The sequence below is a fragment of the Gordonia sp. CPCC 206044 genome (assembly GCF_048537895.1).
GTDB lineage: Bacteria > Actinomycetota > Actinomycetes > Mycobacteriales > Mycobacteriaceae > Gordonia.
Genome location: NZ_JBCLVL010000012.1, coordinates 14,860 through 33,313, shown reverse-complemented (window position 1 = coordinate 33,313; position 18,454 = coordinate 14,860). Strand labels below are relative to the sequence as shown.

The window sequence follows — 18,454 nt, the reverse complement described above, 5'->3', positions numbered from 1 at the left end:
GTCGACGGAATCGTGCGACGCGGAAACGCGGACATCGCTGCGCGCCGCATTCGGCACAATCGGTGCCGGCGCGATAGTGCAGATGCGATTCGCGCCGATGCCCGCACCGGCACATCGCGTCGTCGTCGCGACCCAACAGCCGTCCCACGATTGTCATCGAAGAATCCCCGCATTCTCGGCCGCCGCCGTCAGCACATCAACCAGCATCGGTCCCGTCAGACGTCCGGTGAACGTATTGTGTTGACTCACATGGTAACTCGCGAACAAGGTCAGCTGCTGCGCGTCGCGGGTCAACACCGTCGACGCACCGTGGGCGAACTTCGGTCGTGGCCGATCGACGGCCCATCCCAGATCGGCGAATGCCCTCAACCCCGACTGCCAGCCGAAGGCGCCGAGCACCACCACCGATCGCAGAGTCGGGGCCAGCAGTCCGAGCTCCCGGTCGAGCCACGCCGCGCAGCGATCCCGTTCGGCCACGGTCGGCTTGTTCTGCGGCGGCGCGCAATGCACCGGCGCGGTCATTCGTACGCCGTACAGCTCCATACCGTCGTCGCGCGAGGTGGCCGTCGGTCGACTCGCGAGACCTGCGTCGTAGAGGGCACGGAACAGGACGTCTCCGCTCTGGTCGCCGGTGAACATGCGACCGGTCCGGTTACCACCGTGCGCGGCAGGCGCCAGCCCGAGGATCAGCACGCGTGCATCGGCCGGGCCGAATCCGGGAACGGGACGGCCCCAATACGTCTGATCGGCGAATGCTGCCCTCTTGACCCGGGCCACCTCTTCCCTCCAGGCGACCAATCGCGGGCATGCACGACAGTCGACGATATCGTCGTCGAGTGCCGCGATGCTCCGGTACGTCACCTTCCCACCATAGGTCGGGTGACCGCGCACCGGTCCGGTCGTCGCCGAGGTGATCCGATTCTGCCCGGTGGCCACCACTGCCGGCGACAGGCCGTCTGCAGAAGGCTGAAATCGGCGAGCGAACTGTCCTCCGACCGGATGACATGAGCCTATCGTGATGGTGTGCGTGCGACGAGATCGACATCGAGATGAGCGGCGGGGACATGAGCGGCACGACATGAGCGACGGGGACATCAGCGACGGGGCTTCTACGGGACCGCTGCGCGTGGACGTCGCCTCGGCATCTGCCGGCGACCTGGACGCCACTGCCCGCAAGATCGTCACCGCCGCGCGGATCACTTTCGTCGAACGCGGATTCGCCGACACCACGATGCAGGACATCGCCGACGCGGCAGGCGTCGGGGTGGCCACCGTGTATCGACGTTTCGGCCACCGAAAGACGCTGGTGCGACACGCGATCATGGACGAGTCGATGCGGATGGCAACCCTGATGTCGGAGATCGCCGAACAGGTCGACGGCCCCGAGGAACTGCTCGTCGAGACCTTCGGCGCCTTCGTCCACGAGGCGTCGGCACCCAAATTGCTCACCCGCAACCTTCGTCGATCCGACGAGGTCGCGGAACTGTCCGCCTTCCTGTCCGACACCGCCATCGTCGGCCTCGGCCGGGGTCTGGTCTCCTCGGGCCTGCGCGTCTGGCAAGACCGTGGCCGGTTGCCGACACATCTGGACACGGATGTGGTCGCCGAGATCCTGGTTCGCATGGTGCTGTCGCTGATCGAATCCCCCGACGACAGCACCATCCCGATCGGGGACCCCGAGCGAGCGCGCGAGTTCGCCGAGACCTATCTCGTCCCACTGCTGCAGACCCGCTGACGGCTCGACGCCCCTTCAGAACTTCGGTGTAGCGCTGGTCACACTGCGCTTGATAGACTCCACGTAGCTTTTCTATCAAGGGGAGCTCGCCGGCGTGATCAGGAAGGTGCTGCGACGATGCAGACGGGGACCGACGATCTGATCGATCACGACGACACGAGGACGAGTGACAGATCGTCCGTACCGCTCGGGCCGGAATCACTGACCTGGCGGTACGGAAACGATTGGCGGGGAGTCCTTGCAGCCCGGTCGACGATCTGGCTGGAGGTGGCCCACCCGGTGGTCGGGGCCGGTGTGGGCCAACACTCACGATTCGACACCGACCGGTGGGGAACGCTGAGCCGCCGGTTCCACACCATGTTCGCCCTGTACGGCGGACACACCGACGCTGGAGCCGTGGCCGCCGCGGAACATCTACGCGCCGTTCACAGCACCGTGAAAGGCGTTGACACTCAAGGACGTTCCTACCACGCACTGAATGCGGACGCTTACCTGTGGGTGGCCGCGACCGGATACTCGATGCAGGCAGACATCCGCCGCGTCTTCGACGGCGTCGTCGACGAGACCCTCGAGGACGGCCTCTACGAGGAATGGAAGCGCACTGCGCGGGTCCTCGGTGTCCCCGAGCGTGTCATCCCGGCCACCAGAACCGATTTCTGGTCCTACTACTGGCACGTCATCGACGACATACTCGAACGCAACCTGTGCACCGACCGGGTTCTCGACGTCGACAGCCGACCACTGCCACGTCACCCGTCCTTCCGCGGTCCGACGTTCCTCTGGAACCTCGGTGCCCGTCCCTTCCAGAAATTGATCGTGCTCTCAGGGGCCGGGCTACTGCCTCCGCAGACGCGCCGGCTCCTCGGAATTCCGTGGAATTCGCGGCGGCAGAATCGATTCGACCGTCTGATCCGAATTGTTCGATGGGGCGATCGCGTACTGCCGGACAAGGCGCGATATCCGTTCCGTCGGGTCACCCCCAGTCCGACTCTGCCCGACTTCTTCGTCACCCGTCCTCGACCGGATCGCACTTCCGAGACCCAGGGGGCACGCCGATGACCACGCACCCGGTGTCCGAGCCGTCGCCCGCCGACACCTTTCAGCACGATCTCGTCGCACAGATCCCCCGCGAGCGCCGACGGCGGCCGATTCGTCGGCCCTTCGATCTGGTCACCTCGCTCGGACCGACGATCGCGGGCGCCAACGTGATCATGCAGTTGGCCAACCCGAAGGTCGGTTACGGCGTCCACGAGAGCCGGGTGGACTCGGGCAACGCCATCAAACGTCCTATCAAACGGGGGCGCACCACCGGCACCTTCCTGGCCGTCGCGCTGCTGGGCAACACCGACGACATGGCCTACGTCCATGCCGAGGTCGGTCGCATCCACAAGCTGGTGCATTCCACACCGGAGAGTCCGGTCCGCTACAGCGGCAACGATTCCCGGTTACAGCTCTGGGTCGCGGTGTGTCTGCTCAAGTACTTCATCGACCAGTACGAACTGCTCTATGGTCCGCTGAGTTCCGAGGAGAAGGAGATGGTGGTCCGCGAGGCACACACGCTGGGCACCACGCTGAACGTGTCCCCGGAGAATTGGCCGCAGAGCTACGCGGAGCTCGTTCGCTACTGGGACAACGAGTTGGCGACCCTTCGGATCGACGACCCTGTGCGCGAGGAACTCCAGCGCCTGTCGGATCTGTCGTTCCTCGAGTTCCGGGCAGGTCGGCTGGGCACGCTCGCACATGCCACCTTCGGAAAGTCGATGGCGTATGCGATCCGGGCCGGGTTACCCGCGGAGGTCCGCGAGATGATGTGCTGGCGGTGGAACACTCGGGATGCCGCGCGATACCGCACGACGCTGATGTGGTTTCGGCTGTTGGATCCGGTACTCGGGCCGATGATGCGTGGCGTCATGCGGGCCAATCTCATGGATCTCCGGATGCGGCGGAGGCTGGGTATCCCCGTCTTCTGATTCCCGGCGCGGGAGCAAAGCGAGCGGGCCGAATGTGCACGGCGCCGGGAGCGAAGCGAGCGGGCCGAGCAATCGTCAGTCGAGCACCCGGCATCGGTCGCGAGTGCGGTCCACCGCGAACCAGCCCCGTTCGAAACGTTGCCACCGTTCCAGGAACGGCCGTGACGGTTCGCCGTCCCGCGCCACCGCTCTCTCCAGGCGTTCGGCTGCGGTTCCGCCGTCGAGCCACAGTGCGTACGTGAGGCGGTCGGCCATGGAGGTGCGCGCCGACGACACGCCCTCGATGATCAGCAGCGGCTCCCAGCGGACCCACACCGGCCGCCCGATCTCCGGCACTCCCGATCGCCACACCCGCGGACGGTAGTGGTAGTCGTGTCGTCGGTTGAATGCCTGCAGCACATCGACTTCCAGCTCCGGCCACCACGCCACCGGGTTGTCCCAGGTGGCGAAGTCGTCGGTGCGGATCAGCACGACGCCGGTCCCGCGCGCGCGGAGTTTCTCCACCAGCAGGTCGGCGACGGTGGACTTACCCGATCCGGACGGCCCGTCGATGGCGACGATGCCCGACACCATCTCTGCCGCGAGTTCGTCCAGATTGTGCTCGACGGTCGCATCGGTCATCCGACGGCGCCCACTGCGGTCCGCGGTGCAGCCGTCAACGGCGAGGTGATCGGTGCCTGGGGCACCGCACGAACCGTCGACCGACCGGTGCGCAGGTAGTCGACGATGGTGCGATCGAGTGGCCCGTTCCGCCGACCGAATTGGGCGTGGTCGCCACCGCCGACGGTGACGATGTGGCTGCGCATCAACCGTTGCATCGCAAGCGCACCTCGATACGGTGTCTGCGGATCACCCAGACTCTGGATCTGCAACGGCGCCACCGCGAGTCCACGGTTGCCGATCGCCACCGGCCGGGTCACGGCGGGAGCACCCGCACACGCCATGCCGGACTGGTAGATCAGGCCGGGTGCCTCGAAGATGTCGCCGACGACGTAGTTGGCGAACACCGAGGCGGGCACCAGGTCGGGGCGGGGCGGCACCTGGTTCTCGTTGCACAAGATCAGGTTCTGCATCTGTTGCAGATTCGTCAGGATTCGCACGGTGTCCGGCGACTCCTTCGACGGCTTCGACGATCCGTTGGCGCGCAACGCCACCAATGGCCATGCGTTGCGATCCGGCGCTGCCATCCGGGTGATGCCCAGCAACGACGACTTCGCCTGTACCCCATCGGGGACCAGCATCGTCGCGATGAAGTTCCCGAACCGCGCCCGCGCGTCGGCGGTGAGGTTGGTGCCGGCGATGTATTGCTGCGCGACGGCCCGCAGGCCGGGCGGGACATCGCCGATCTGCGCAGGCGGAGCGGCCAGCGACGGGGGCACCCCGGCCTCGGCGGCCACCGCATCGCTCCACGACCGGTAAACCGTCAGCGGGGTCTTGCCGAGATGATAGATGTTGTCGCGCTGCGCGATCCACGACATCATCGCGTGCACGCGTCGCTTGTACAGGGGCGTCTGGTTCGCCAGGACGTCATTCCAGAGCCACGCGGGGTCGACAGCCGAGTCCAAGACCAACCGGTCGGTGTGTCCGGGGAACAGCGTCGCGTAGGTGGACATCAGCACGGTGCCGTACGAGATGCCGTACAGGCTCACCTTGTCCGCACCCAGGGCTCGGCGCACCGACTCGATGTCACGAGCCGTCTGCTCGGTGGTGATGGTTCGGACGTAACCGGGTGTGGCGCGGTCACAGCGTTCACGGTTGGCCTTGCCGAAGGCGACCACGTCGTCGGCGCTCGGCCGGCCGGCACATGTCACCGGCGTCGACGAGAGCAGCCCACGGGGTTGCACCGCGACCAGGTCCCACTCGTCGGCCACCGCGGCCGGCGGATGCAATGCGGAGAACATGCTGATGGCGTCGCCTCCCGGCCCGCCCGGGTTACCCATCAGGATGCCTCGACGGCGCGCCGGATCACGTGCGGGTATCCGGCTCACGGTGATCGAGATCGTCGGTCCGTCCGGGCGCGCATGGTCTCGCGGTACCTGCAGGGTGGCACACTGCGTGCCGGGTGCCGCGCGATGGATTCCAGGGCACGAACCCCACTCGAGTGTCCGGTCGGGTGCCGCTCCCGCGGTCGGCACGGCCGACAGTCCGATCGCCGCGACGGCCACGCCGACGATCGACAGGGTCCGCCGCAGATGACGGATGTGCGCTCTTCCCAGGCTCGTCACCGGTCTATCTGTAGCAGACGGCGCACCTGCCCTGCCGATCCGGCGAGAGCACGCGCGGTCAGGCGAGGATACGACGCCCGGAGAGCGCCCGGCCCAGTGTCAGTTCGTCGGCGAACTCGAGGTCGCCACCCATCGGTAGGCCCGAGGCGAGTCGAGTCACCGAGAGCCCTGGGAAATCCTTGAGCATACGCAGGAGATAGGTCGCGGTGGCCTCTCCCTCGGTATTCGGGTCGGTGGCCACGATGACCTCGCTGACATCGACACCGTCTGCTTGGTTGCCCAAGCGGCGCAACAACTCTCGGATACGAAGCTGATCGGGTCCTACCCCGGACAACGGATCGAGCGCCCCGCCGAGCACGTGGTAGCGGCCGTCGAACTCCTTGGTGCGTTCGATGGCGTGGACGTCCTTCGGCTCCTCGACGACACAGATCTTGGTGGCGTCACGGCGTGAGTCCGAGCAGATCCGGCACAGTCGATCGGCCGACACATTGCCGCACTCCGCACAGAAGGTGACGTCGTCGCGCACCCGGCCGAGGGCGTTGATCAGTCTGTCGATCTCGTAGTTCTCCACCGACAGGAGGTGGAAGGCGATTCGCTGGGCACCTTTCGGACCGAGCCCTGGTTGTTTGGCGAGCTCGTCGATCAGGTCCTGGATCGGTCCCTCGTACATGGGTGTCTAGCCGAGGCCCGGCAGTCCGCCGCCGAGGCCTCCCGCGAGCGGTCCCATCTTCTCCTGTGCCAACGCGTCCCTCTTGGTGGACAGATCGTTCAGCGCTCCAAGGACGAGATCCTGCAATGTCTCGACGTCGTCCGCGTCGACGACCTTGGGATCGATCGTCACCGACGTCACCTCGCCGGTCCCGTTGCCGGTGACCGTGACGAGCCCGTTGCCTGCCGAGCCGGTCACCTCGGTCGCCGCGATCTCGTTCTGCGCGCTCACCAACTGTTCCTGCATCTGCTGTGCCTGTGCGAGCAGCCCGGCCATCGGATTGTCATCGCCGGAACCGCCGCCGAACAGAGCGCTGGGATCGAAAGGTTGAGTCACGCTTTCCAGGGTAATCCCCCGGTCAGCGGAGCAACCGATCGACATGCGCGGCGAGTTCGTCGACCGTCGACTCCCCCACCGGGGTCACCACGAACGACAACACCTCGTCACCGAACAGTCGGCTCGCACGCCTGGTCAGCGCGAACTCGAAACGGTCGTCGACCCGACGCCACTCGACGATGCCGCCGTAGATCGGCGCGCTCGCACCCGTGGTGACGCAGTACTCGTGCGCGCGCGGACCGCCGACCAGGTCACGTTGGATCTGGAAGCACGCCAGCGATTCGTCGTCGATGAAGACGACGGCCTCACACCCCAGGTCCGGGTGACGTTCGTAGGATGCCGTGATCGCCATGCGGCCAGGGTAGTGGTGAGCGATGATCTCCCGGCGAATCGCTCCGCGGTACCACCCGGCCGTCAGCCCCGTCCGGATGGCGGTCGCGGACTCGGCAGGTGGGCGAGGACTCGGGCTGGGGCCCCGAGATGCGCCCGGGAATCGGGCTTGCCCGAGATCTACCCAGGTCAGAGGTGGTGTTGACGTCATGTCGATGTGGTGCCGCTGGTGGGCGGTTGTCAGGGGCTCAGGTCCCGCTGGGTGGTTGTGAGGGTCGCGGCGGGGCGAGGTCGCTGACGGAATCGGACGCAGACTTCGACGCAACCGAAGGCCACCGCGCAGGGCCGGTCAGTCCGGCACGTCTCGCGAGTCCGACCGCACCCGGGAGATCGCTAGTGCAACGTGTCGAGGACGGTTCGCGTACTGGTGAACACCCGATGCTCACCGGTCAGCGGATCGTCGAACGCGAGCGAATGCGCGATCAGCCGAAGCGGCGCAGAGAAGTCGCCGTGGTCCGGCCGTTCGGCGAGGTCCGGGCGGATCTCCGGGTACAGCGGGTCGCCGACGATACCGACGCCGAGACCGGCCATGTGCATCCGGAGTTGATGGGTACGCCCGGTACGGGGTTGCAGGCGATAGATCCCTCCCACATCCGTGCGCTCGGTCAGCGTGATGTCGCTGATGGCGTTCACCTCGCCCTCGACGACCCGGGCACGGAGGTCGCCCGCCGTCTTCTCGATACGGTCGGCGACCGTCACCGTCGTCGCGAGATCCTCGGCGACCGGGGCCAACGCCCGATACTCCTTCACCGCTCGCCGCTGCGCGAACAGCGATTGGTAGGCGGCCCGGACCTCGCGGCGCCGCGTGAACAGGAGTACGCCCGCGGTGAGACGGTCCAGCCGATGTGCGGGCGACACCAGATCGGTGCCCAGTTCTCGGCGCAGGCGCACCAATGCCGTCTGGGTGACATGCCGGCCGCGCGGCATCGTCGCCAGGAAATGTGGTTTGTCGACGACGACGATGTCCGCGTCGGCGTGGAGAATGGACAAGTCGAACGGGATCTCCGGCTCGTCGGGCAGATCCCGGTACAGGTAGATCGATGCGTGCATACGGGCCGGTTCGTCGAGCCCGACGGGCGCACCGGCAGCGTCGACGATCTCACCACCCGCGGCGCGTTGCGCCAGATCCTCGAGACTCATCCCGGCCAGCGCGGGGGTACCCAGCAGGCAATCCGCAATGGTGCGTTCCGGACCGGAACGCAGGACGACGCGCGTGGCGTCGACCCCATCACGTGGCGGCAGCGGTACCGGAAGGCCCCCGCGGGGCCGGCGACGACTCAGCTCTCGAGACGCTTCTTGAGGTTGCCGAGCAGCTCGGCCTGAATCCGGTTCAGACCTTTGGGCGCGAACGTCTTCTCGAAGAAGCCGCCGATACCCCCGGCTCCGGTCCAGGTGGTGTTGGTGGTGACGGTGCTGCCCGCCCCCGACTTCACCACGGAGTAGGTGGTCACCATCGACGAGTTCTCGTCGGTCTCGGTGATCGTGTCGCCGTCGACGGACACGGTCGCCTTCACGTCTCGTTGACGCTTCTCGGTGGCCTGGAGAATCCAGTGCACCACCGTGCCTGCGCCGTTGCCACCACTGATCAGCTGGTAATCGCGGTAGTTGGACGGCAGGATCGCGGGGCGTACCTCGGCGTAGTCGGCCAGCGCGGCCACCACGGCATCCGGGGCAGCGGCGATGTCGATCGACTGGGTTGCGGAAACCTGACCCACGGCGGGCACTCCTTAAGACGGGACGGATTGGCGGGCGACTAACTCAAGTCCTAGGCTATCCAAGTGAGCTCTGACCGACTGGAGATGGGGGCGCAGGCATTCGAGGAGGGTGTCGCCACCCTCCTGGCGAGCTACCGCGCGATCCCTGCCGGCGCCACCGTGCGCCTGGCCAAGAAGACGTCGAATCTCTTCCGCAAACGCGCCGACAATCCGCACCCTGGCCTCGATGTGTCCGGTTTGGATCGGGTGATCTCGGTCGACGCCGATGCCAAGACCGCCGATGTCGCCGGCATGTGTACCTACGAGAACCTCGTCGCGGCGACTCTCCCCTACGGTCTTGCGCCCAAGGTGGTTCCGCAGCTCAAGACCATCACCCTCGGCGGCGCGGTCACCGGCCTCGGCATCGAGTCGACGTCGTTTCGCAACGGGTTGCCGCACGAGTCGGTGACCGAGATCGACATCCTCACCGGTGACGGCGAGATCGTGACGGCCACGCCGACCAACGAATACTCGGACCTGTTCTTCGGATTCCCCAATTCCTATGGGACACTAGGGTATTCGGTTCGCCTCAAGATCGAGCTGGAATCCGTGCCGCCGTTCGTCGAACTGCTTCATGTCCGGTTCGAATCGTTGGCCGAGCTGCAGAAGACCATGGCCGACATCGTCGAGACCGCCGACTACGACGGTGAGCGGGTCGACTATCTCGACGGCGTGGTGTTCACCGCCGGCGAGTCGTACCTGACGCTGGGACGCCAGACCGACGAACCCGGGCCCACCAGTGATTACACCGGGATGGACATCTTCTACCGCTCCATCCAGCGAGTCACCAGAGATCGGCTGACGATCCACGATTACCTGTGGCGGTGGGACACCGACTGGTTCTGGTGTTCCCGCGCTTTCGGCGCCCAGAACCCTCGCATCCGACGATTCTGGCCGAAGAAGTTCTTGCGCAGCAGTTTCTACTGGAAGCTGATCGGTTACGACCATCGCTGGAACATCGGCGACAAACTCAATGCGCGCAAGGGCCTGCCGCCCAGTGAACGTGTGGTGCAGGATATCGAGGTGCCCATCGAGAACACCACCGACTATGTCGAGTGGTTTCTGGAGAACATCCCGATCGAGCCGATCTGGTTGTGCCCGCTGCGTCTTCGCCAGCCGGTGCCATCCGGAGCCGACGAGACGCGCCCATGGCCGCTGTACCCGCTGGAACCGCACCGCACCTACGTCAATGTCGGTTTCTGGTCGGCGGTGCCGGTGACACCGGGCGATCCCGGCCACACCAACCGACTGATCGAACGCAAGGTCGCCGACCTCGACGGCCACAAGTCGCTGTATTCGGAATCCTTCTATCCACCCGACGAGTTCGACGAACTCTACGGTGGCGAGAATTATCGGCTGCTCAAGAAGCGGTACGACCCGAGGGGCCGTCTGCTGGATCTGTATGCGAAAGCGGTGAAAAGACAATGACCACATTCAAGGACAGCTCTGTCTCCTCGACCGGGGACACCTCCGGCAAGATGACCCTTGCGCAGATCTTCGAGTCCCTCGTCGGCGGCGATCTCAGCATCAGGATCACCGCATACGACGGCAGCAGCGCGGGGCCCGCGGACGCGAAGTACGGACTGAACCTGAAAACCCCTCGCGGCACCACGTATCTGGTCACCGCGCCGGGCGATCTGGGGCTCGCCCGCGCCTACATCGCAGGCGATCTCGAGCTCATCGGCGCCCACCCGGGCGATCCGTACCACGCACTGCGCGCGCTCGCGGCCGACCTCGAGTTCAAGCGTCCGTCGCCGCTCACCCTCGCCCACGTGGCCCGTTCGCTCGGCATCGACCACTTCAAGCCGATCGCGCCGCCTCCGCAGGAGGCCTTGCCGCGGTGGCGGCGATTCGCGGAAGGACTGCGGCACAGCAAGGCTCGTGACGCCGAGGTCATCCACCACCATTACGACGTCTCGAACACCTTCTACGAGTGGGTGCTCGGCCCGTCGATGACCTACACCTGTGCGGTGTACCCCGACCTCGAGGCCTCCTTGGAGGCTGCGCAGGAGAACAAGTACCGCTTGATCTTCGACAAGCTGCGTCTCTCGCCGGGCGACCGCCTACTCGACATCGGTTGCGGCTGGGGCGGAATGGTTCGTTATGCGGCGCGCCGCGGGGTCAAGGTGATCGGTGCGACGTTGTCGGCCGAGCAGGCGGAGTGGGCCCAGAAGTCCATCGTCGACGAGGGGCTGTCCGACCTCGCCGAGGTTCGACACAGCGACTATCGCGATGTCACCGAGACCGGTTTCGACGCAGTCTCGTCCATCGGCCTCACCGAGCACATCGGCGTCGGCAACTACCCGGCCTACTTCGGCTTCATCCGCGACCGACTGCGTGTCGGCGGAATGCTGTTGAACCACTGCATCACCCGACCGGACAACTTCAAGAACGCGCGGGCCGGGTCGTTCATCGACCGTTACGTCTTTCCCGACGGCGAGCTGACCGGGTCCGGCAAGATCATCTCCAAACTGCAGGACATCGGCGGCATGGAGGTTGTGCATGAGGAGAACTTCCGCGATCACTATGCGCTGACGCTGCGTGATTGGAACCGGAATCTGGTCGAGCACTGGGACGAGGCCGTTGCCGAGGTCGGCGAGGGAACCGCCCGTCTGTGGGGGCTGTACATGGCCGGTTGCCGAATCGGTTTCGAGCGCGACATCGTGCAGTTGCACCATGTGCTCGCCACCAAGCTCGACGACAAGGGCGGCAACGATCTGCCACTGCGCCCGTGGTGGCAGGCCTGACACTTCTGAAACACCGAGAACCGCCCTGGAGCGGACCGTCGCCGGATATGTCCGGACCGGTCAGCGCCCAGGGCGGTTCTCGTGTGTGGCCGACTATTCGAGCGGTCGGGCGCCCAGCTCTGATTTGAGCAGATCGAGTGCGACCTGGTCGGGGTCGAGGCGTTTCTCGGGAGGACCAGAACGCGCGTCGGCGATCATCTCGTCGCGCTCGGCATCGGTGAGCTCGTCGTCGGGACGAGGCGGCTCGGGTTCCTCTGGCTCGGGCGCTTGCTCCGGCTCGGTGGACGTCTCGTTCGGCCGGTTCGCACGCTCGGCGTCAGGACCCGCGGCGCGGCTCGGACGTGAGAACTTGGGGCGTTGGGTCGGCTGCTGCGTGGTGGCGGCGCGCGGCGCGGCCGGGGTAGCGTCCGGCGGCAGATGCACAGCACGTACATCCAGGTCGGTGCCGAACACCTCGCGCAAGGCGTCGCGGATGATGCCTGTGGCGTGGTCGGAGGAGAGCCTTCCCACCAGTACCTCGACGGGGTGCGAGAGCACCACCGTACGGTCCTGCAGATCGTGGATCACCGCGGCCGACAACATCGGTTCGAGGCTCTTGGACCGATTGCGCACGGCGACGCGAACGTCTTGGAACTGCTTGCGCACGGTGTCGAGATCGAGACCGGTGCTCGACTCGGGCTCCGGTTCGGGGTGGGCGGGTGCAGCCTGCGGGCGCGGTGCCGAGGTGGCCTCGACGTCGGGCTCGCCGTCGTAGTCCGGCGGTTCGTCGGGCAGCGGGATGTCGTCGTATCCCGCGGGGCTCTCCGCGACCGGGGCAGGCTCGGGCCGCTCGGCCGGAACTCGTGCCGGCGGTTGCGGCGCGGTCGGAGTGCCCCCGCCGCGGGGACCTGCCGGCCTGACCTCCGACGGGGCCACCGGCCGATCGTCGACCTGACCGACACCCGACTGCCGCTCGGCATCTGCCGGCTGCACCTCGTCGGTGACTGCCGGCGGCCCTGCGGGCGTCGACTCTGCGGGGGTCGGCGCTGAAGGGTTCGGCGCTGAAGGGTTCGGTCCTGAGGGGTTCGATTCTGTGAGCACCGCATCGGACCCGGCCTGCGTCGGCTCTGGCGCGGCCGGCGACGCGACGGGCGCCTCGGATACGGGCGGCGCTCCGACCTCGGGCTGCGAGGCCGTGGTGTGCGCCGACGGCTCCGTCGACGGGTGTTCGGTCGGGGCCGGAGGCTCTGGGGCCGTCGGTACCGGGGGCTGCGGGGCCGTGGGCACCGGCGGGACCGGAGCGGGGGCGGCCGCCTCCTTGGCCGCCTCGGCAGCCTTGCGCTGCGACGGGCGGACGTACTTCGGCGGCGGTTCGTTCGCCGCCGGGGCGGGTGGTACCGCCGACTGTGCAGGCGCGGAAGACGTTGCGTGCGAAGGAGCCCCAGCGGACACCGGCACACCGGACTCGAGTCGTTCGAGTCGCTGCAGCAACGCGGCATCCTCGGTCGAGGCGGCCGGCAGCAGCATCCGCGCGCACATCACCTCGAGCAGCAGGCGTGGCGAGGTGGTCCCCCGCATCTCGCCGAGTGCCGCATGGACCGTCTCGGCGAACCGCGTCAACGACGCAGGGCCCAACCGTTCGATCTGGGATCGCATCCGTTCGAGTTGGTCGCCCGGCGCCTCCACCAGTCCCCGATCGGCGGCATCCGGGACCGCCTGCAGCAGAATGAGATCGCGCAACCGCTCGAGCAGATCGACAGCGAACCGTCGCGGATCGTGCCCCGCGTCGACGACCTTCTCGACCGCACCGAACAATCGGGATCCGTCTGCTTCCGCGAGCGCGTCGATCGCCTCGTCGATCAGTGCGATGTCGGTGACACCGAGCAGTGAGAGGGCACGATCGTAGGTGACACCTTCATCGCCTGCACCGGCGAGCAACTGGTCGAGGATGCTCAGCGAGTCGCGCGGTGAACCTCCACCGGCACGGATGACCAGCGGATACACATCCGGAGCGACCGTGACATGTTCACTGGCACAGATCTTTTCGAGGAGACCCCGCATCACCGGCGGGGCGAGCAACCGGAACGGATAATGGTGTGTGCGCGAACGGATCGTCGGGAGCACCTTCTCCGGTTCGGTCGTCGCGAACACGAAGATGAGATGCTCCGGCGGCTCTTCGACGATCTTGAGCAAGGCGTTGAAGCCGGCGTTGGTCACCATGTGCGCCTCGTCGACGATGAAGACGCGATAGCGCGACTCCGACGGCGCGTAGAACGCCCGATCGCGGAGTTCACGCGTGTCGTCGACGCCGCCATGACTCGCCGCGTCGAGTTCGATGACGTCGAGGTTGCCCGGTCCGCCGGGGGCCAACGCAACGCAGGACGCGCACTCGCCACACGGCGCGGACGTCGGGCCGTGCACACAGTTCAGCGAGCGGGCCAGGATGCGCGCCGACGACGTCTTGCCGCAACCGCGCGGCCCGGAGAAGAGGTACGCGTGGTTGATCCGGCCCGAGTCGAGTGCCCGGCTCAGCGGGTCGGTGACGTGCTCCTGTCCCACGACGTCGGCGAATGTTGCCGGGCGGTAAGTGCGATACAGAGCCACGCGTCGAGACTACCGGCGCCGCCCGACAGCATCGCCTGCTCCCCCACAACCCTCGCGTCCATCCCCAGGACGGGCCGAAACGGCGCGCATGTCAGTCCGCGGACACCCTGCCCACCAGATACATCCACGAATCGGTGAGGGTGGACAGACACACCTGTCGGGGCGTGACCCATCCGGACCGGAACCACAGTTGGGACATGAACTCGAGTTGCCCGAACGCGAGGATGCACCGGACCCGGCGATCCTCCTCACTGTGCCTGCCGGCACGCGTCAGGCCCTGCTGCATCGATTCGGTGGTGTCCGCGAACCACTTGTCGATCGTCTCCTGGACGTCGGGTTCCTCAGGGGCCGCCTGGTACGCGATGAGCATGTACGGGCGGATGACCTCCCACTGGGTGAGCTTGCGGTCGAGCCACTTCTCGATCAGGTCCCGGCTGCCCACCTCGACGACGGTTTCCAACACGGGCTCGTCGGCACCGGTCAGGATGTCGTCGACGCCCCGGATCAGCTCCGACATCAGCTGGGACTTGGACGGGAAATGGGCGTAGAAGGTCGTCCGGGTGGTCCCCGCGGCAGCCGCTATGTCGTCGATCGTGGTGGCCGCATAGCCCTTGACCGTGAACATCTCCAAGGCATTGTCGAGCAGCAGTTGGCGGGTGTGCTGCTTCTGGATGTCCCGAAGAGTGGCCATGACGTCAGCGTAATCGGGCGTGGCACCGCTGTATCGCGACCCCGTCATGCCGTCCGGTGCCTCCACCTCGACGTCATGCGTGGCGGCAACGGTCCGGACAAACACCTGCCGACCGGCAACGCTAGCGGGTCGTCGCCGGACTGTGGTCGCGTTCCGGAACGGCCCGGATCAGAGCCGGATCGATGACGTCTCGTCGGCGGAAGTACACGATCGTCGCGATGGCCGTGCCGAGGAAGACGAAGTTGTACGGGTAGTAGGTGAACCATTGCAGGCCTGCGATGCCGGTCTTGAAGAACAGTCCGGTGAGGTACGCATCGGGCACCGTCTGGTTGACGAACCAGATCGGATGCGCGAGGTGGCTGCGCCAGGAGAGCGCGACGAGCAGCAGCGCGACCAGACCGCCGGCGGCGAGCGCGCGCCCGGTCGGTCGCAGCCCCGGCCGCAGCAGCAGATCCACACCGATGACGACGAGCAGCACGAACCAGACCCAGTGGTGCCCCCACGACATCGGCGACACCGCGCACGACGTCATCCCGACGATGCAGACCGAGAGCAGTTCCTGACCGTGGCGATGCGCGACGAGCGCCGCGTACATGCCGAGTGCCAGTGCCACCAGAGCCAGCGACAACCAGAGCACGATATTGGGTTCGTCGCTGCGGATGAGATTGGCCAGCAGGCCACGCACCGACTGGTTGCCCGGCGTCTGCGGTGCCCCTACCCGGTTGGAATCGAACAGTTTGCTCGTCCAATACGACCACGACTCGTGCGGCATCAAGGCGAACCCGATCGCGATCGTCGTCACGAAGGCTCCGAGCAGGCCGATGAGGGCACGCCACTGACGCAACATCCCGAGATACAGGACGAAGATCAACGGGGTCAGTTTGATGCCCGCGGCGATCCCGGTGCCCACGCCACGCAGCCGACTGCTCTCGGGTCGGGAGAGATCGGCGACGATCAGCAACATCAGGAACACGTTGATCTGCCCGTACCAGATGGTGGTGCGCACCGGTTCCAGCAGCAAGACCACTGCGACCAGCGACAGCGCGATCACACGCAGCGGCCAGGACGCTCGGCGCCCCAGACTCTTGAAGCCGAGCATGATCACCAGATAGAGCGCGACGAAGATCCCGGCTGTCCAGATGATGCGCGCCGCCTCGAAGGTCACCCACGTGAACGGCGCGAACAACGCGATGGAGATCGGCGCGTACGTGTAGTCCATCTGGCCGAGCAGCTTCGCGTCGTACAGGCTGCCACCGTCGATGGCGGTCTGCGCCCCGGACCGATAGACCTCGAGGTCGAGCTGGTTGTCGAAGAGCCCCCAGAACGGATACGTGTAGGGGACGATCACGTCTTGCAGCCACAGAGCCAGCACACCGATGACGGCGAATCCGATGGTCACCAGCACCCGCCGGGCGCCCCGAGCGGGCCCGGCCGGTCGCATGTACTTCACGCTGTGGAGATTTTCACGGTCGAGCGTCAGTCAGGATTCGTGCGCTGCCAAGAGATTCTCGGCAGCGGCCAGCAGCACGCAGGTGGCCACTCCGTCCATCGCGACCGACAGATCGTCGGTGGACGGGAACGTCGGGGCCAACCGGATGTTGCGGTCGAACGGATCCTTCTTGTACGGGTAGGTGGACCCGGCCGCGGTCAACGCGATCCCCGCCTGCTTGGCCAATTCGATGACACGGCGTGCCGTGCCGTCGATGACATCGAGACTGATGAAATATCCGCCTTCGGGTTCCGACCACGCGGCGACCTTGGAGTCGGCGAGCCGGTCGGCGAGGATCTCGAGCACCAGCTTGAACTTCGGCGCCAGGATCTCGCGATGGCGGGCCATGTGCGCCCGGACACCGTCGGCGTCGCCGAAGAACTTGGCGTGCCGCAGCTGATTGACCTTGTCCGGGCCGATGGTCTTGACGGACGTGTTCTTGACGAACCAGTCCACATTGGCCTTCGACGACCCGAAGAACGCGACCCCCGCACCGGCGAAGGTGATCTTCGAGGTCGACCCGAGGACATAGACCCGATTCGGGTGACCGGCCTGCGCGGCCATGTCGAGGACCGGCAGCGGGGTCGGGGGCGCGTCCACCAAGGTGTGGACGGCATACGCGTTGTCCCAGAAGATGCGGAAGTCGTCGGCGGCGGGCATCTCCAGCAACGCCCGGGTGACCTCCTCGGTGAAGGTGACCCCGGTCGGGTTGGAGTAGGTCGGCACCGCCCACAGACCCTTGATGCTCGGGTCGTTCGCGGTCAGCTCGGCGCAGGCATCGACGTCGGGCCCGTTCGGCAACATCGGCACCGGGATCATCTCGATGCCGTACGCCTCGGCGATCGCGAAATGACGGTCGTAGCCGGGGGCCGGGCACAGGAACTTGACCGGCTCGTCAGCGTCGCGCCAGGGGCCGGAGGAGTCCGGGTTACCGCCCAGCAGCGAGAAGACCACCAGGTCGTGCATCACCTCGAGGCTCGCGTTTCCGAGCGCCAGCAGGTTCTCCGGGGCCACTGCGAGCAGCTCGCCGAAGATCTCCCGCAGCTCCGGGATGCCGGTGAGACCCCCGTAGTTGCGGCAGTCGGTGCCGGCCGCATCGCGGTACTCGTCACCGGGCAGCGCCAACAGACCGTTGGACAGATCGAGCTGTTCGGGAGCCGGTTTGCCGCGCGTCAGGTCGAGCTTCAATCCGGCGGCGCACAGCGTGTCGTACAGCTTTTGCAGGTCGACTCGGGTTTCGCGAAGCTGATCGGCACTCATCGAGTGATAGTTCAACGCGGGACCTCTCGCTGCGACACCGATATCGGCGACGCTGTGGAAAGCGGTATGTGGGATAGGGGACCCCGCGCACCCGAGAGAGCCCGTTGACCCTTGCTGCCTTCCGGCCCTGGGGGAGTTCACAGGATGCACGCCGCGCGGGATCCGCCGTCAAGTGTAGCGGTACCACCGATGCCGACCACAAACCGGCCGACGACCTGCCGATCGACCAGGTCGGACGGTTCTGCGAGACGCCCGCGCGACGGTGAATCCGGGGGTGCGGACGGTACGGGTCATGCCGCCGAGGGCACCCGGCGGACAGCCCCGTCGACCAGGCGGGCTGCGACGCCGTTTTGGGGCTGACGCCCTCCTGCGGTTACCATGCCCAGGTTGGAGGATTCGCCTAGTGGCCTATGGCGCTCGCCTGGAACGCGGGTTGGGTTAACGCCCTCGGGGGTTCGAATCCCCCATCCTCCGCCAATGGAATCCGTGGCATCTGATCGCGCAAGCCGAGATCGCATGCCACGGATTTCGTGGTTCCGGCCCCGTCGCTCACTAGGCTGACGTC

General features: G+C 66.5%; 17 protein-coding genes, 1 tRNA gene and 1 other RNA gene. 6 read left to right on the top strand and 13 right to left on the bottom strand.

Annotated features, from left to right (window positions below; genetic code table 11):
• Window positions 1-153: 153 nt before the first annotated feature.
• Entirely contained in the window at window positions 154-861 is a 708-nt protein-coding gene (locus tag AAFP35_RS18580; protein WP_419223118.1) for a uracil-DNA glycosylase, read from the bottom strand.
• 217 nt (window positions 862-1,078) lie between these two features.
• On the opposite strand from AAFP35_RS18580, the gene AAFP35_RS18575 reads away from it, so the two are divergent.
• From AAFP35_RS18575 to AAFP35_RS18565, 3 genes are all read left to right on the top strand, one after another.
• Entirely contained in the window at window positions 1,079-1,735 is a 657-nt protein-coding gene (locus AAFP35_RS18575; RefSeq protein WP_419223117.1) for a TetR/AcrR family transcriptional regulator, read from the top strand.
• Between the two features lie 117 nt (window positions 1,736-1,852).
• On the top strand, window positions 1,853-2,794 hold the full coding sequence (locus AAFP35_RS18570; protein ID WP_419223116.1) for an oxygenase MpaB family protein: 942 nt from the start codon (window positions 1,853-1,855) through the stop codon (window positions 2,792-2,794).
• Entirely contained in the window at window positions 2,791-3,705 is a 915-nt protein-coding gene (locus tag AAFP35_RS18565; RefSeq protein ID WP_419223115.1) for an oxygenase MpaB family protein, read from the top strand. Before AAFP35_RS18570 ends, AAFP35_RS18565 begins: the two co-directional genes overlap by 4 nt.
• A 75-nt stretch (window positions 3,706-3,780) precedes the next feature.
• Here AAFP35_RS18565 and AAFP35_RS18560 read toward each other — a convergent pair whose 3' ends face one another.
• From AAFP35_RS18560 to AAFP35_RS18530, 7 genes are all read right to left on the bottom strand, one after another.
• Window positions 3,781-4,326 carry a uridine kinase family protein gene (locus AAFP35_RS18560; RefSeq protein ID WP_419223114.1) on the bottom strand — a complete coding sequence of 182 codons (546 nt, stop codon included), beginning with the start codon at window positions 4,324-4,326 and terminating at the stop codon, window positions 3,781-3,783.
• Window positions 4,323-5,930 (bottom strand): alpha/beta fold hydrolase, encoded by a 1,608-nt coding sequence (locus AAFP35_RS18555; RefSeq protein ID WP_419223113.1) that lies wholly within the window; start codon window positions 5,928-5,930, stop codon window positions 4,323-4,325. The genes AAFP35_RS18560 and AAFP35_RS18555 overlap by 4 nt, the downstream gene beginning before the upstream one ends.
• A gap of 58 nt (window positions 5,931-5,988) precedes the next feature.
• Window positions 5,989-6,600 carry a recombination mediator RecR gene (recR, locus tag AAFP35_RS18550; protein ID WP_419223112.1) on the bottom strand — a complete coding sequence of 204 codons (612 nt, stop codon included), beginning with the start codon at window positions 6,598-6,600 and terminating at the stop codon, window positions 5,989-5,991.
• Window positions 6,601-6,606: 6 nt separating this feature from the next.
• Window positions 6,607-7,020, bottom strand: a complete 414-nt coding sequence (locus AAFP35_RS18545; protein ID WP_419223111.1) for a YbaB/EbfC family nucleoid-associated protein — start codon at window positions 7,018-7,020, stop codon at window positions 6,607-6,609.
• Window positions 6,998-7,327 (bottom strand): hypothetical protein, encoded by a 330-nt coding sequence (locus AAFP35_RS18540; RefSeq protein WP_419223110.1) that lies wholly within the window; start codon window positions 7,325-7,327, stop codon window positions 6,998-7,000. Before AAFP35_RS18540 ends, AAFP35_RS18545 begins: the two co-directional genes overlap by 23 nt.
• Window positions 7,328-7,698: 371 nt before the next feature.
• Window positions 7,699-8,505 carry a pseudouridine synthase gene (locus AAFP35_RS18535; protein ID WP_419223109.1) on the bottom strand — a complete coding sequence of 269 codons (807 nt, stop codon included), beginning with the start codon at window positions 8,503-8,505 and terminating at the stop codon, window positions 7,699-7,701.
• Window positions 8,506-8,642: 137 nt separating this feature from the next.
• A complete protein-coding gene (locus AAFP35_RS18530; RefSeq protein ID WP_419223108.1) occupies window positions 8,643-9,080 on the bottom strand; it encodes an SRPBCC family protein in 438 nt (145 codons plus the stop codon).
• Between the two features lie 84 nt (window positions 9,081-9,164).
• On the opposite strand from AAFP35_RS18530, the gene AAFP35_RS18525 reads away from it, so the two are divergent.
• Both AAFP35_RS18525 and AAFP35_RS18520 read left to right on the top strand, forming a co-directional pair.
• A complete protein-coding gene (locus AAFP35_RS18525) occupies window positions 9,165-10,547 on the top strand; it encodes an FAD-binding oxidoreductase (RefSeq protein WP_419223241.1) in 1,383 nt (460 codons plus the stop codon).
• Entirely contained in the window at window positions 10,544-11,866 is a 1,323-nt protein-coding gene (locus AAFP35_RS18520) for a class I SAM-dependent methyltransferase (RefSeq protein WP_419223107.1), read from the top strand. The genes AAFP35_RS18525 and AAFP35_RS18520 overlap by 4 nt, the downstream gene beginning before the upstream one ends.
• Window positions 11,867-11,959: 93 nt before the next feature.
• Here AAFP35_RS18520 and AAFP35_RS18515 read toward each other — a convergent pair whose 3' ends face one another.
• From AAFP35_RS18515 to ffs, 5 genes are all read right to left on the bottom strand, one after another.
• Window positions 11,960-14,449, bottom strand: coding sequence for a DNA polymerase III subunit gamma and tau (locus tag AAFP35_RS18515; RefSeq protein WP_419223106.1), 2,490 nt, complete (start codon window positions 14,447-14,449; stop codon window positions 11,960-11,962).
• A gap of 91 nt (window positions 14,450-14,540) precedes the next feature.
• Window positions 14,541-15,140 (bottom strand): TetR/AcrR family transcriptional regulator, encoded by a 600-nt coding sequence (locus tag AAFP35_RS18510; protein ID WP_419223105.1) that lies wholly within the window; start codon window positions 15,138-15,140, stop codon window positions 14,541-14,543.
• 121 nt (window positions 15,141-15,261) lie between these two features.
• Window positions 15,262-16,581: a glycosyltransferase 87 family protein gene (locus AAFP35_RS18505; RefSeq protein WP_419223240.1), complete on the bottom strand. Its 1,320-nt coding sequence runs from the start codon at window positions 16,579-16,581 to the stop codon at window positions 15,262-15,264.
• Window positions 16,582-16,620: 39 nt separating this feature from the next.
• Entirely contained in the window at window positions 16,621-17,904 is a 1,284-nt protein-coding gene (locus AAFP35_RS18500) for an aminotransferase class I/II-fold pyridoxal phosphate-dependent enzyme (protein WP_419223104.1), read from the bottom strand.
• Between the two features lie 57 nt (window positions 17,905-17,961).
• An RNA gene (gene ffs, locus AAFP35_RS18495) (signal recognition particle sRNA small type) lies at window positions 17,962-18,056 on the bottom strand.
• A gap of 222 nt (window positions 18,057-18,278) precedes the next feature.
• Between ffs and AAFP35_RS18490 the strand changes: the two genes are divergently transcribed.
• Window positions 18,279-18,366, top strand: a tRNA-Ser gene (locus AAFP35_RS18490).
• Window positions 18,367-18,454 lie beyond the last annotated feature (88 nt).

Coding starts and splice junctions, on each gene's coding strand:
- AAFP35_RS18575 (WP_419223117.1), top strand. CDS start 1,079: ATGAGCGACGGGGACATCAGCGACGGGGCTTCTACGGGACCGCTGCGC.
- AAFP35_RS18570 (WP_419223116.1), top strand. CDS start 1,853: ATGCAGACGGGGACCGACGATCTGATCGATCACGACGACACGAGGACG.
- AAFP35_RS18565 (WP_419223115.1), top strand. CDS start 2,791: ATGACCACGCACCCGGTGTCCGAGCCGTCGCCCGCCGACACCTTTCAG.
- AAFP35_RS18560 (WP_419223114.1), bottom strand. CDS start 4,326: ATGACCGATGCGACCGTCGAGCACAATCTGGACGAACTCGCGGCAGAG.
- recR (WP_419223112.1), bottom strand. CDS start 6,600: ATGTACGAGGGACCGATCCAGGACCTGATCGACGAGCTCGCCAAACAA.
- AAFP35_RS18545 (WP_419223111.1), bottom strand. CDS start 7,020: ATGTCGATCGGTTGCTCCGCTGACCGGGGGATTACCCTGGAAAGCGTG.
- AAFP35_RS18540 (WP_419223110.1), bottom strand. CDS start 7,327: ATGGCGATCACGGCATCCTACGAACGTCACCCGGACCTGGGGTGTGAG.
- AAFP35_RS18535 (WP_419223109.1), bottom strand. CDS start 8,505: ATGAGTCTCGAGGATCTGGCGCAACGCGCCGCGGGTGGTGAGATCGTC.
- AAFP35_RS18525 (WP_419223241.1), top strand. CDS start 9,165: ATGGGGGCGCAGGCATTCGAGGAGGGTGTCGCCACCCTCCTGGCGAGC.
- AAFP35_RS18520 (WP_419223107.1), top strand. CDS start 10,544: ATGACCACATTCAAGGACAGCTCTGTCTCCTCGACCGGGGACACCTCC.
- AAFP35_RS18510 (WP_419223105.1), bottom strand. CDS start 15,140: ATGGCCACTCTTCGGGACATCCAGAAGCAGCACACCCGCCAACTGCTG.
- AAFP35_RS18505 (WP_419223240.1), bottom strand. CDS start 16,581: ATGCGACCGGCCGGGCCCGCTCGGGGCGCCCGGCGGGTGCTGGTGACC.